The sequence below is a fragment of the Pedobacter sp. ASV28 genome (assembly GCF_016428855.1).
In the GTDB taxonomy this organism is placed as follows: domain Bacteria; phylum Bacteroidota; class Bacteroidia; order Sphingobacteriales; family Sphingobacteriaceae; genus Pedobacter.
Genome location: NZ_JAELTN010000029.1, coordinates 39,096 through 53,354 on the forward strand (window position 1 = coordinate 39,096; position 14,259 = coordinate 53,354).

A 14,259-nucleotide genomic window follows, 5' to 3' on the forward strand; every position below is an offset into this window, starting at 1 on the left:
AAAACGACCATATGACTAAGCAAAAAACTAAAATACCCAAGAACAGTACTGAAAAAGCAGATCAGGTGGCAGAAAGGTTAAATTCGGCTGTTTGGCAACATAGTTTGCTGACCGAGTTTGATATTTCGCTGTTTCTTTTGGGAAAGCATTTCAGGTTATATGAGAAGCTAGGTGCGCATCTTTGCGAGGTTGATGGTGTGGCGGGTGTTTATTTTGCCGTTTGGGCACCCAATGCAAAAAAGGTTTGCCTCATGGCAAACTTTAATGGATGGAATAGGGAAAGCCACTTGCTCTTTAACAGGTGGGACGAATCGGGAATTTGGGAAGGTTTTATTCCTCATCTTAAAAAAGGGGAAGTTTATAAATATTATATTAAAGGCTTTGATGGTAGTGATCTGGAAAAAAGTGATCCCTATGCATTGCATGCTGAACATCCGCCCCATAAAGCTTCTGTTGTTTGGGATACGCTATATCAGTGGAATGATAAGGCATGGATGAACAAACGGCCTAAGCGCAATGCACTTGACCAGCCTATTTCCGTTTACGAATTGCATTTGGGTTCTTGGCAACGAGATCCTTCCAATCCGGAAAGGGTGCTAAGCTATGGGGAAATTGCCAAATCATTGGTGCCTTATGTATTGGATATGGGGTTTACGCACGTAGAGTTCCTGCCCATTATGGAATATCCCTATTACCCTTCGTGGGGCTATCAGGTAACGGGCTATTATGCGGCAAGTTCACGTCATGGTTCACCGCAAGATCTCATGTTTTTAATCGATGAGCTTCATCGACATGATATTGCTGTTATATTAGATTGGGTTCCCTCGCATTTTCCTGGAGATGCCAATGGTTTGTATCATTTTGATGGAACACACCTTTACGAACATGCCGACATGCGCAAGGGTTTCCATCCAGATTGGAAATCGTATATTTTTAACTACGATAGAAATGAGGTGCGGTCTTTTCTCATTAGTAATGCCATGTTCTGGTTAGACCAATACCATGCAGATGGCCTAAGGGTAGATGCGGTAGCTTCCATGCTGTATTTTGATTTCAGTAGAACGCCGGAAGAGTCGGGGGCCAATGAATTTGGAGGAAGCGAGAACCTGGGGGCGGTGAAATTCTTAAAGGATATGAACGAAGCGGCTTATGGTAATTTTAAGGGCATACAGACCATTGCTGAAGAAAGCAGTACCTATGATGGGGTAACCCGGCCTGTATATGCCGGCGGATTGGGTTTTGGTATGAAGTGGATGATGGGTTGGATGAACGATACCTTGAAGTATTTCAAGCAGGATCCCATTAGCCGGAAACATGCCCATCATCAGCTGACCTTTAGTATGGCCTATGCTTTTACCGAAAACTTTATGTTGCCCTTTTCGCATGATGAGGTGGTACATGGCAAGTCTCCAATGATCTATAAAATGCCTGGCGATGAATGGCAAAAGTTTGCTAACCTCAGGGCGCTGTATGCCTATATGTTTACCCATCCAGGTGCCAAGCTCTTGTTTATGGGCGATGAGTTTGCCCAAACGTCAGAGTGGAATTACATGGAGTCGTTAAACTGGGATCTCCTACGGCATGCGCCACATCAAGGGATGCAGAAATTGGTGAGGGCTTTGAATCAGCTCTATCGAAAAGAAGCAGCCCTATATAAATATAATTTTTCTAGTGAGGGCTTTGAATGGCTAGAGGCAGATGATGCAGACCATTCAATATATATATACCTAAGGAAGTCTGCACAGGTTAAGGATACACTGGTGGTGGTGCTAAACCTTACGCCCGTTTATAGGCAGGACTTTAGGATAGGTATTCCTGTGAAGGGAAAATGGAGAGAGATCTTTAATACGGATGCAGTGGAATTCTTTGGAAGTGGAAACCTGAACATAGGCGCTAAACAAACAGAGGGTATACCGTATCATCGTCAACATCAATCTATTTTAGTTAATGTGCCTCCATTGGGAGTTGTCGTCTTTAAAAAGGAGAGCTGATGGTAAAAAGAGTGTTCGTTTTTTATAAGCATAAAAAGGACGAGTGGTATTTGGAGCTGCCCGAATGGAAAGGTGATCCCGAAGATCTCCAGATGATTGAAGGGGCGGACCAATGGCTCGATCTGCTTGGTGAAAATAGAGATAGGATTGAGGTGGCCATAGCCAATGCAAAGTTTGAAGGGGCAGATTTCTTAACCCTGATACGCATCGGCGAGCCTAATCTGGGTGGAGGGGGAAATTATTTCCTTGAAAGCTACCAGGAAAATAAAGTTGATCTTAAGGTCTGGTTGTGTGAAGTTGCCGAATTTATTTTTGATGAATACCCCCAGCGTATTTATTTCGCCGCGCTTTAAGGTGTTGGCCTAATTCTGGCATATAACACAACCCACAACCCTCCTCATAAGCAATATCCGTAAAAAAAAATGTCATGTCGAGGATAGGAGACCTCCATTCCTGGATATTCTGTGGGCTTTGGATTTTATAAAAGTCTATTCCGACGTAGCGGAACAAGTGTAGAGTGAAATTTAGGCAGCCTGCTACATCGATCTAACTTTTTAGAAGTTACCCGGCCTGTCAATTTCCATAAACTCTAACCCATAACTGATAGCCTTTCTAACGCAAACGAGCTCATGTTGAAAGGCTTTTTTGGTTGATTGTGTGGAAAAAATTCTACTGTTATTTGTTTTTTTATTTCTCTGTGTTTGGTGTTTGTGGTGGTGCGCTGGTTTAAATTTCAAAAAAATCTCCTTTTTATTTTATATATTGGGTAATATATTGTATTTTGGGTAATGATTTACTCTTATTGTGTGTTTTTGTAGAAAATAATACACGTTTATTTCGAAATGAATTTTGGGGAAATAAATATACAGTGTGGATTTATAATGAAAATAGAGTGGAAAATTAATGCCTATAATCATGGACAAAATTTTATTTACGGCTCGTTATGTAGAGGGTGATTTAAGCGAAAATGAATATACTGAATTTGAGAATACAGTAAAATACGATAAAGAATTGCAGGAGTATTTGTTGTACTATAGGGATATGCACCGTAACCTAGGGCTTCAAATAAGGGATGTACTGGCCTTGCCAAGCTTTAAAAAAGCAAAAGTAACACAAGATAAACCTTATGTAGCGGAAGAGCTTTCTTACGGATTGGATCGCTTATGGTTTTTTACGGTCGCATTAGCAATGGTTACTGCCCTATTGCTATGGCAGCCTTGGAAATCTAGTCTTTATGACCAGTTTAAAATCAATGAGCAATACTTAACTGCCAATCTGGACAAAGCACCTTATCAAGATTTTAGCTTAGCCGCAAAATATTATAATGAAAAACAGTATGATGAAGCCAAGCAGGTGGTCGCTAAACTGTATATGAAAAATCCGGAGGATGTAGAATTGGGCTATTATTATGGCGTGATGTTGTTGGAGAATAATTGCTTTGAAACGATCAGCGAGGTGCTAATGCCTATATATGATGGTAAGTCGGCCCATAAATATGATGCAGCCTATATGATGGCCTTGAGTTATTTAAAACAAGGTAGTTCGTTAGATTGCCAGCAGTGGTTGGTTAAGATCCCAAAAGGTACCTTGTATTATCATCAGGCCCAGGAACTGTTGGGTAAACTGTCCAAGCCCGTGTCCGTAGGCGTTTAATGTTCGAAGATAGCTTAGTTGGCCTTTCTTTTAATGTACTTAATAAACATGGCAACTAGGGGTAAAGTAGCAAGAATTAAAGCCAAACCCATGCCCCATATCAATAAATTATGAACTGGCGACCGAAGTTCAAATGACTGGTCCCTGCCCATGTAAATGAGGCTGTCCCAATAATAGGGCAGGTATAGTCCATCATTTGGTTTTTCAGTGGTGAGCCATGCCAGCTTTGCCTTGCGAAGTGCTTCACTGCCTGTTTCGCCAGCCTTTAAATTTTGATATAAAGTATGGGTAATTAGCGAAGCAGCCCTATCGTTTACATTCCATAAACCAGCTATGGTACTGGATGTGCCAATGGCATTAAAGCCCCTAGACAGACTAATAATTCCTTCGCCGTTGGCCAACAATCCGTCGGCAGTGCGGCAGGCACTGAGCACCACCAGGTCAGGTGCATGTTGCTGATCTGCAAATTCAAAAAGATAGACTTTTTCACTTCCCAGATCGAGTGTGGGTTCTTTGTTGAGGCCAGATAGATAAGCGTGCGTGCCAATATGAAGCACCTTGCTGTTCTCAAAGGCATTCATAAATGACGAAGCGTTTACCCGCTCATTAAATATAAAATTTCCACTTACCAATTGTTGAATTCCCTTGGCTTCGTCCGCTATGGCCTTTAATGGCTTGTTATGGCCCTTTTGGTGGGTAATAAAAAATCCAGTGAATGATCCTTTGCTGTTCTTAGTTTGGTTTAGGGCGAGGGTTTTCAGGGAAAATGCGTAACTGATGGTGTGCTGTTTAATGAAGAAAGGCCAACTTGAAATATTGGGCGTGAAATGGTCTTTGGTCATCAGTCCATCAAAGGAAATGTAGCCAAGCACTTCATCGGGGATAATGGTGATGTGCTCATTTGGGGCAAAAGTGATTTTCCCAAGTAGTGTTTGGTAGAGGTGGAAAGAGCTTTGGTAAAATGCTTTGGGAGCATTCAGCATTGCCGCTGGCCCATCCTGAAAATAGGTGTTGACATAATGTTGAATTTCCGATTTGACCAATGCCGCATTTTCGATCTTCACCATATGGTTTGGCCTACCTTGATCAATGTCGATCAGGTATAGGGCATGCTTTCCGAAAAAATACTCTATGGTTCTTCCTTTTGGTAGTTTGGTGGTATTTAGGTTTAGGGAATAATCTTCAGGGTCAATATGGCCATATTTCTGTTTAATCTGTTTGTTAATAAAAGACAGGTTGTACTTTAATGCAGCAATGGAGCTGGTACTGGTTGGTGATTTGGATTCTATTTCCTGTTTCTCCTGATAGATGATGGCCCGTTCTAGGGTAAGTTTTCTGATGAATAAACTGTCTTTTGCCAGTATGGAACTATGCTGTTTATTGCTATTGATCTGATCCAGTAAAGTGCGGCTCTTGGTCTGTTCGGCAAACTCTAGAATTTCACTTAACAGTTTTTTGTCCTTGGCCTGTTGGTATTGCTGATAGCTGATCTCTATACCCTTTTCGGCGATGAGCTTTAGGTAGCGCTGTAGCCGTTCCTTGGTTTTGTCGTCGGCAAACTCGCTTCTGATCTTATTTGCCGCCAACAGAGAGAACTTGATGTTAACAAGCGCTTCTCTGGGGTTTTTGAGGAGCAGGTGAACACTGGCCATTTGTTCAAAAACTTCTACAAGCTTATTGTCTCCATAAATTTTGTTTGCCATCACCTGTCCCTTTCCATCTGAAATCTTAAGGGTTGATAATGTTTCCTTAAAAAACTGGAGGGCAACTTGGGGCTGGTTTAACTGCAATGCTGTTTTGCCAATTTGGGTGTACAAACTTGCCCTTTCCCTAATTCTTGTGCCAAGGTAATACTTGTCTAATATGGCGATTGCCCTGTGGTAATATTGAGCTGCTTTTCTCAACTCCTGTAGTTCCAGATAAACATTGCCGGCAGTAGTATAAGAGCCCATTAGCCAATAGGCACTTTCTGTATTGAGCAGCTTTTGCTTTTTGATGTTGTTTTCAATGAGGGCGGCCGCTGTGGCATAATGCCCCTGATCGTATAAAATATCGGCATGTACATTGGTCAACATAATGGTCAATGTAGTATTGGGTTGGGTTAAGCTTAGCCCTTTCTTAAGGGTAAGGGTGGCGTCGTCCAATCGTCCCATAGCGCGATAGGAAATGGCCATGTTGCAATAAATGGCGGCTATCTTTTCGGGGTTTTTATCAATGAGCGATTGAAACTTGATGCTGCGCTGTTGCAGGTATAAGGCCCGTTCATAGTCGCCTAAACGCGTGTAGTTATTACTGAGTGGTTTAAGGATGTACTCCACAATGTCGTAGGTGTCAATGTGGTGTTCAAGATAAAAACCAAGTGCATTCTCATAGCTGTTGATAGAACCCAGTATGTTACCGTTCAAAAGTTGATAATAGCCTTGTGTGCTGAGCATATGGAGCCATGCATACTGTTCATCGGCCGTCTTTGGTTTTCGCCATATGTCCTTTTGGCTGGCCATCAGAAAACTTAACCTTTGGTCGGCATTTTCATTTACATAATCCAACCGCTCATATATCCAATTGCTGAGATCGTTTTGGGTTTTTAAGGCTTGTAGCTTCGCATCGATTTCATCGCCCTGTGCTACCATGGCGGTACCGAGAAATAGTAGGATAAAAGCACAATACCTTAAAGCTGAACGCATAATTTTTGCATTTCAGCTAATTTATTAAATAGATTTGTTATTTCCGGAAAATGATCAATAGGTAAACGATAACAACTCGCTCAAAACTTCCAGGCTATATAGGTAGACAGGCGGTTGTTACTGCTTTTTGTATCATATAGGTACCTAAGGCCCAGGGCAGGACCAACCCTTACCCATCCTATCTGTACATCTGCAAAAAACGAAAGCCTGAAATCAGAAAAATTATCTTTTATGGAACCTACATCTCTATTCAGCTCGCTGTCTGTTGAAGTACCCTGGGCATTTGTATTTCTTAATTTGTACCTGAGCTCATCACTGGTTTTTTGGTAAAGATCAAGGGCAACCAAAGTGCCGGCTCCTGCCCCTATGTATTTATTGATATTGTACCTCATCTGTAGGGGCACTGCATTGAGGGTCATTACTTTATTGGTCTTGTAAAGTTCCTTGGCCAATACCTGGTAGGCGGTATTGTTGATAACAGTGTCTTTTCTGCTCAAATCGGTGCCTGCCAAATAAGTGTTCTCCTTAAATGAATTGAAGTAAAGTTCTACCTGCCAATAATAGCGGTGCGAGGCATAGGGAGATAGACTGGCACCTATCACTAGGTTTTTATGGTTGAGATAGCTTTGATTATTCGTTTCAAATGGGAAGCCATAGCCTAAAATAAGGCCTGGTGAAAGGCCCATCTTGAATCTGCCAACGGCCCTGTTCGTATAAATGGGTTCATTTTTGTCGAACACAATGGCTGCGCCACTTTTAATGGGCAGTTTTTCCGGTTTTTCCTTAAACCTGATCTTGTACTCTACAAAGCCCATGGTGGAATCGGCATCGTTTACTCCCTTTTGTTGTAGTCCGGGCAGGTAAATATTGTTGAACACAAAGTGGATACTATCTGCCTTAAGGGTGGTGCTTAGGCAGCTCTGATTGCTGTAGGCCGAATCGCAGCTTAGCACTTCGGGTTTTGTTTTTACGATTTTAAGACTTGCAGGATCGAATACCGGAGAAAGATTGACACCCACGTCTATTTTTTTTGCAGGGCCCTTGCCCGTATTCTGAAAACGCACCTTATAGGTGAGCTCACGGTTTTTGCTGGTAAACCTGTAGTTCATTCTGCTTTTTCTCAATACCATCTTGTTAGGGTCGTGAGAGGCCACAATCTGTAGTTCTAGGTTGAAGAATTCGGTTTCTACCAAGGGATTGTCGGGAATAAATGCTCCCGAAATGCGCACTACGGCATTCGTGTCTTTCAGCATTTCTGGTGTGGTTTTAAAATGCATGAAAATGAAACGTTCTTCATTTGGCTTTAGGTTGTCAAACTTCCAGCTCTGCTGGCTTCTAAAAGCTTTGGCCCTGTCCTTCAGTAATATTTTTTCTTTTGCGGCTACTGATAGGTGGCCAAGATCATTTTCAAGGGAAGCATAGTAGATGGGTTTATTAGACTTAGAGGGCAGGTAAGCCATCTCCAATAAGGGTCTTAAATCCGATTTTTTTTCCTGGTGATAGGTTCTGGATTCCAGCAGTTCAAAATTGTTGTGGTTAAACTCCACATCATTATAGAGTATGGCTAGGGTTCCATTAAGGTTCTGCTGTCCGTTTTCCACTTTGTTCCTATAGCCAAAAACCAACATCATGTCATCTCCCGGCTTGGGCATGCAGTTGGTTTTCATTTCAATGTTCCCCCCCATTTTGAACAAATTAGAAGAGGGGAGTGGTAGGGAGGCCATCAAAGGTTTGGTGCCTGTGGGCTTAATGGGTTTTGGACGGGTGGGCGGCCTTTTGCCATCATCATAATTATTGGTCGCAAAAAGCCTGACCACGATCGAATCGTAACGGGTATAGTGATGCGAAGGTTCATTTTCAAAGCTGAAACCACCATCTCCAAATTCCCAAAAATAGGTGTAAAACGGAGCCGGAGCTCCAGCAATTTGCCTTAAGGGCCTCAATTCGCTGGTAAATTTGGTTAGCCCATTTTCCGTTTGATGGTGGATGATCGCAGGTATGGTATCACTGGGCAATACCTGTGCACTAAGCCTTGTAGTGCATAAGATCAATAAGATAAGGTATAACGTTGTCCGCATAGTTAAATATATATATAATTTCAATCCTTTAAAAACGAAAAGAGGGTGTCCAAAATCCTCTTTTTCTGTTATGTTCAACTTGCTGCCCCATGCCCTTGTCGGTTAAACGGTAAACGGTGTTGGCCATCTTAGCGCTCCGTTCCTATTGGTGAGGTTGGCATCAAGTTCGGAATAACGAATGGAATTTTGGACACCCCCTTCACTGTTAATTAGGAGGGATATTAATAATTATCCAAGCTATTGATCACCTGTTGTATGGTGGCCTCATTGGTTTCTGTCAGGGTCAGAGTCACCTGTTGGTCTGCTGTAATGGTAGTTTCCAATTCTGCATAATAATACTTGCCATCTTTTATGGAAAAAGAAACATATTTTCCTTGTACACCAATTGGCATCATGTTGTCGTAGCTCTTTACTGCATTGGGTCCATCGGTATTGTACAATTGTGCCACTACATTGCTGCCCTTTGCACAAAAGAATACAAAAGTTTCGCCTGTTAGCCCCATGAAGGTGGCAAAACTACCTGGATTGTTCACTAGGCCTACTCTTGTGGTGGTTTTAGGATTGGTATAGGCATAAAATACATCGCAGTTGATCCAACCTAAATTGCCCATGTCAAAATTATAAAAGCCCTGTACTTCGCCCGTTTCCAGTTTAATGCCGCCGCCACCATTTGGATTTCTTACTGGTGCCTGCCAGGCCATTTGATTGGCATTGCCCACTTGCTCTATGCCTTCCCAAATTTGGGTTACCCCACTTCTCTTGGCAGGAATGGCTATAGAAATATTGCTGCTTAACGCTTTGTCTACCTGGTTGCCATTAACACTTGCACTGAGGTAGATAAAACCATCGGACATTAATGGGGCGCCACTAATATGGTTGGTGTTGGTGCCACCAAAAATAACACTGCTTCTTTTTAAAAATTCCCTGGCACTGATCATGACCGTTCCGGTTACTGTATTGCCATCTTTTTTAAAGGCACCGGCAGGAATGGTCACTTTGGTGCCTCCCTGCAGGGTAAAGGTATTGGTGGTACTGGCGTTAATTTGTATGCGCTGTACCTGTGGACCAAATAGTGCTGTAAACTCTTTGGCATTACTGGCCGAGTTCCTGTTGCTCTTGTCTTTTTTACAAGCTTGTAAAAAAGCGGTAAACGTTAATAGGAGAGCCATAGCAGTTAAGGTATTTTTTAAGTTTAAAGTTCTCATCATCTTTTGTATTTAGTTAAGCTTACTCTTTTAGGGCTTTTCAGCAACCGCCATTTTCGTGTTTTGTAGGTATATCAAGCTTTAGGAAAAAATGTTACCCTACTTTTTGAAAAAAAATAAAAAAATATCCAAAAAAGGCCTTTAAGTAGGTCTTGTGCACTAATGGATCAGCTATTTTTTCTGGTTTAGAAAAGCAAGAGCGGTGCGACTATTTAAGTAATGTCCCGCCATCCGCTTTACTTTGCCCAGCATAAACTTCGGCTTCGTGCTCGCTATTGTCGGGTTTAGCAGGCCAGGTAAACGATACGAATTGATCTGGCCAAGCCCTAATGTTATGGAGTAAAGTGTTTAGCGACAAAAGGTGTTGCCCTGCAGGGCGATAGCGGAGAAACTATTTTGTGTTAAAGCAGATTTACCGGGACCTCTTTAAAAATGGAGGGAAGGTTAATCGGGGGTGTCTGGCGAGCGCATGATACACTGGCTAACGAGCTGTGGGCAGATGTTCCTGCCCACCTGGGCCTTTTCTTTCCTGAAACTCAAACAGTTTTTTAAACTTTCCCTAATTAGTTTTACATTTAGGATAAATCGACTATAAATGACCAAAAAAGTACATGAAGACCAGCGTTATGTTATTGCCCTATTGAACAATGATGTAGCTTTGGTTAACGAAATCTATAAGAAATGTGCGGCCAAGGTAAAATCATTTGTGCTGTTTAATAATGGGAGCGTAGACGATGCTGCCGATATTTTTCAGGAGGCGTTGATAGATATCTACAATCAGGCAAAATATAAGGATTTGCAACTGAGCTGCCCATTTGAACCCTTTCTTTTATTGGTCTGTAAACGAAAATGGCTCAACGAACTGAAAAAAAAATCAATTATACCGGTAACAAAAACCGAAGACGATTTATTACATATTGGCGAGGATACTTTTGAACAGGCCGACCTTTTAGCACAGCAAAAGGAACAGGCCGATCTGTTCTTAAAGGCATTTGAGAAATTGGGAGAACGCTGCAGGGAGATTATAAGATGGAGCATGCAGGGCGATGCCCAAGAGAAGGTTGCCGATGCCCTGGGGGTAACTTATGGTTATTTAAGAAAGAAAAAATCAGAATGTATGGCAAGTTTAATGAAGCTAATTAAGAAAAATCATGACTGAAGATAAAATTTTATGGGTGGCAAGGTATGTGGAGGGAGAACTAAGCGAAACAGCACATGCCGATTTTGAAAAGCACCTGCTTTCAGATATGGAATTACAGGAATACCTGAAAGAGTATAGGGAAGTACATCAAGGTTTACGTATACATTTGGCCGTTGATGAAGGGAGAAAGGCATTGGAAAAGACCCTATCTGGCTTTAACAAATCGCATTTCGCAGAGACCGGCCCAAAAGTAATGACTTTCCGTTCCTACCTGAAATGGGTAAGTGGTGTAGCAGCGGTATTGATCATAGGCTTATTGGTATGGGCCCCTTGGCGTGGAAACCTCTATCGGCAATTTGCAGTGGCCGATCAGATGTGGGTAGTAGAAAGGGGAGCGGCCGAAGAAACCAGTTTAGACAAAGCGGCAGCACTTTACAATGAAAAAAAATACACAGAAGCGGAACCGATCTTGTCCGCTCTTTATGCTAAAGACCCACAAAATGCTATGCTAGCTTACTATTATGGTTCCAGTCTATTGGAAATTGGAACCTTGGGTAAAGGCAGGGAAGTATTACGGACATTGTTCAACGGAGAATCTGTATATAAATATAACTCGGCATATGTCATTGCCTTAAGCTATCTAAAAGAAAAAGATAAGGAGAACTGCAGGAAATGGCTAAAGCTTATTCCAGAAGGAACAAGCCATTCTGTTAAGGCAAAGCAATTGTTGGATAAATTATAAGCACTGGCGAAAACAACTTCTTACCCTAGCTGTTCTTCTTATGGTAATAGGATAATAGTTGGGCTATCACCATTAATTAAGAACAGAGTTTTAAGCGTAGAAAGGCCGTGATCCAATATTTTTTTATTGTTGAAATATTGGTTTAGGCGATGTGATTGATAATCATTATGTTTGAAGTTGATGGTCTACTGTAGGTAGTGATAAAGCATGGGGATAGAAAGTTGATGAGGTGGGTATTTATAACTTTATGCTTAAAATAGATAAATACTACTACTTTATACAGGTTAGACCATAAGATTAACGAATCCAAAATTTACGCTTAACCTAATAATGTTCACCCGCAAGCAGAAAATACTTACCAGAAATTGGTTGATCTCCAACCCTCGCCTAACCGCTCTTATTTTCTTTGCATTTTTACTGGGTATTATCTTTTTGATGGCCCATCAGCGGCATCAGATTCTAAAGGAAAATAGGGATAAAGATATTGCAGACATCTTAGAAGATGTAGAGCTGCGCTTCGATCAGTTGCTGAAGAACTCCCAGAACATTGCATTAACCCTGGCACTTACCCTCGATGAACGCGGCGAACCCCAGCATTTCGAAGCAGTGGCCGAAAAGATTATGAAGGCCAACCCACACCTGCAGGCGCTACAACTGGTGCCCAATGGGGTAATCAAATATATTTATCCACTAAAGGGCAATGAAGATGCCAAGGGATTAAACCTGTTCAGTGCCAGTAAGGCCAGTGCATTAGAAGCCAAAAAAGCCATACTCCTACAGAAAATGTATTTTCAGGGACCCGTAAAACTGGTACAGGGGAATGTAGGCGTAATTGGCCGTTTGCCCCTATATATAAATAATGAATTCTGGGGGTTTGCTGCGGTAGTGATCAGATTGGACAAATTGTTGAAAAATGCAGGTATAGATAATGAAAAATATGAATTCTACAAATTTCAGTTCTCCAAGGTTAATCCAGTTAGTGGCATAGAAGAATTTTTTGTAGAGAACGACTTTGAACTGAGGGATAAAAATTATAAGACCAAGATGTTCGATGAGGGCGATTGGAAGGTGTACCTGATCGATATAAGGGAAAATTATGCCGTTTACCAGTTGGGTTCCCTGGTCATCTTTGGTGTCATACTCTCTGCCTTTACCAGTTACCTGTTAATGCGTTTATTGCTCAAGCAATCGCAACTGTTTAAAACGGTAGACCAACAATATGACCAGCTGGCCACCGCTGAAAACAAGTATAAAACCATTTTCGACTTTGCGGCCGTGGGCATAGGGCGGGTAGATTCGAAAACAGGGGAGTTCCTGGAAGCCAATGCCTTTCTCTGTAAGCTTTTTGGTTATTCACAAAAAGAACTGACACATAAAAAAATCAAATCGCTTATCCATTTGGAAGATTTGGATGCAGATGCAAAAAACTTTAAACAGCTGCTTAGAAACGAAATCAGACAGTTTTCTTCGGTGAGGCGTTATGTCAATAAAAATAATGAAGTAATCTGGGCCAATGCGGTAATCACGCCATTGTGGAATCAAGATGAAAAGCCCAGCCAACATATTGTCATTGTTGAAGACATTACCCAAAGAGTGGAATATGAAACCAAGCTGATCGCCTCACAGAAACATATCGAAGAACTGATCAACTCTATTGATGGGATCGTTTGGGAAGCGAGTATCAAGAATAATTTTGCCAATACCTTCATTAGCAATAAGGTTTATGATATTCTGGGCTACACCCCTCAAGAATGGGTAAGCGAACCTAATTTTCTCTATGGTAAAATATATGAAGAAGACAAAAAGGCATTTTTCGATTATATAGAAAAGGAACTGTATACCAAGCAAAGGCATGTGCATGAGTATAGGGTTATTGCAAAAGATGGTTCGTTAATCTGGATCAGGGATATTGTAAATATTGCGCCCAGTTTGGCACAACCAGAAACTTTGAGGGGTATTATGCTCGACATTACCAGTGTGAAAAATGCTGAAGAAGCGCTTAACCAGTCATTTGAGCTGGTCAATGAACAGAATAAACGGCTGCTTAATTTTTCTTATATCGTTTCCCATAACCTCAGGTCACATGCCAGTAATATTGATGGCATCACTTCATTGATCAGCAATGCCGATACCGAGGAGGAAAGAACAGAAATGATCCAACTGCTGCAAAAGGTAGTGGGCAATTTAAATGATACACTATACAACCTCAACAACATTGTTAATATCCAGACCAGTATTGATGTGGTCAAAGAACCTTTAAACCTGAAGGAATATTTGGATAAGGCCATCCACACCCAAGAAAGCCAATTATTGAACAAGCGGGCTGTCTTGATCAATGAGGTAGGCGCCCATGTATCTGTTGTATTTAATAAAGCCTATTTGGAAAGCGTACTGCTCAATCTTATTTCCAATGCCCTGCGCTATAGCCATCCAGACAGGAAACCCATTATTAACCTAAGCTGCGAAAGAAAAGCGGACGATTGGGTATTGAGCATTTCTGACAATGGACTGGGCATAGATTTGGAACGGAATGGAGATAAGCTCTTTGGGCTTAACCAAACCTTTAACGGCAATAGCGATGCCAGGGGCTTTGGCCTTTTTCTTACCAAGAACCAGATCGAGGCCATGGGCGGTAAAATTGAAGTAGAAAGCATTTTGGGAGAAGGTACTACCTTCAGGGTTTATTTTCACGGATCGGCTTAAGGGTGTTTTTTTAGGTGCTATCTGTTGAAGCTAAGTGGTTTATGGAGGGTAGATTAAAAAAT

At 41.6% G+C, this 14,259-nt stretch carries 9 protein-coding genes; 6 read left to right on the forward strand and 3 right to left on the reverse strand.

All coding sequences use genetic code 11. The features are described 5' to 3' along the window. Nucleotides 1–11 precede the first annotated feature (11 nt). The 3 genes from glgB to JHD79_RS12230 all read left to right on the forward strand — a co-directional run bounded on the left by glgB (nucleotide 12) and on the right by JHD79_RS12230 (nucleotide 3,644). Complete coding sequence (glgB, locus tag JHD79_RS12220) at nucleotides 12–1,991, forward strand: 1,4-alpha-glucan branching protein GlgB (RefSeq protein WP_199119519.1); 1,980 nt, start codon at nucleotides 12–14, stop codon at nucleotides 1,989–1,991. Next, on the forward strand, nucleotides 1,991–2,344 hold the full coding sequence (locus JHD79_RS12225) for a DUF6717 family protein (RefSeq protein WP_199119520.1): 354 nt from the start codon (nucleotides 1,991–1,993) through the stop codon (nucleotides 2,342–2,344). The genes glgB and JHD79_RS12225 overlap by 1 nt, the downstream gene beginning before the upstream one ends. A gap of 562 nt (nucleotides 2,345–2,906) precedes the next feature. Next, the gene (locus JHD79_RS12230; protein WP_199119521.1) at nucleotides 2,907–3,644 is read left to right on the forward strand and encodes a hypothetical protein; all 738 of its coding nucleotides are present in this window, start codon (nucleotides 2,907–2,909) and stop codon (nucleotides 3,642–3,644) included. A 14-nt stretch (nucleotides 3,645–3,658) separates the two neighbouring features. Here the strand turns inward: JHD79_RS12230 and JHD79_RS12235 are convergent, their stop codons facing one another. From JHD79_RS12235 to JHD79_RS12245, 3 genes are all read right to left on the reverse strand, one after another. Then, complete coding sequence (locus tag JHD79_RS12235) at nucleotides 3,659–6,328, reverse strand: CHAT domain-containing protein (protein WP_199119522.1); 2,670 nt, start codon at nucleotides 6,326–6,328, stop codon at nucleotides 3,659–3,661. 80 nt (nucleotides 6,329–6,408) lie between these two features. After that, nucleotides 6,409–8,406, reverse strand: coding sequence for a PKD domain-containing protein (locus JHD79_RS12240; RefSeq protein ID WP_199119523.1), 1,998 nt, complete (start codon nucleotides 8,404–8,406; stop codon nucleotides 6,409–6,411). A 221-nt stretch (nucleotides 8,407–8,627) separates the two neighbouring features. Further along, on the reverse strand, nucleotides 8,628–9,614 hold the full coding sequence (locus JHD79_RS12245) for a hypothetical protein (protein ID WP_233164673.1): 987 nt from the start codon (nucleotides 9,612–9,614) through the stop codon (nucleotides 8,628–8,630). 592 nt (nucleotides 9,615–10,206) lie between these two features. Between JHD79_RS12245 and JHD79_RS12250 the strand changes: the two genes are divergently transcribed. From JHD79_RS12250 to JHD79_RS12260, 3 genes are all read left to right on the forward strand, one after another. Further along, nucleotides 10,207–10,770 carry an RNA polymerase sigma factor gene (locus JHD79_RS12250; RefSeq protein WP_199119524.1) on the forward strand — a complete coding sequence of 188 codons (564 nt, stop codon included), beginning with the start codon at nucleotides 10,207–10,209 and terminating at the stop codon, nucleotides 10,768–10,770. After that, on the forward strand, nucleotides 10,763–11,494 hold the full coding sequence (locus tag JHD79_RS12255) for a hypothetical protein (RefSeq protein WP_199119525.1): 732 nt from the start codon (nucleotides 10,763–10,765) through the stop codon (nucleotides 11,492–11,494). Before JHD79_RS12250 ends, JHD79_RS12255 begins: the two co-directional genes overlap by 8 nt. 330 nt (nucleotides 11,495–11,824) lie before the next feature. Further along, the gene (locus JHD79_RS12260) at nucleotides 11,825–14,197 is read left to right on the forward strand and encodes a PAS domain S-box protein (RefSeq protein WP_199119526.1); all 2,373 of its coding nucleotides are present in this window, start codon (nucleotides 11,825–11,827) and stop codon (nucleotides 14,195–14,197) included. The last annotated feature ends 62 nt before the right edge of the window (nucleotides 14,198–14,259 follow it).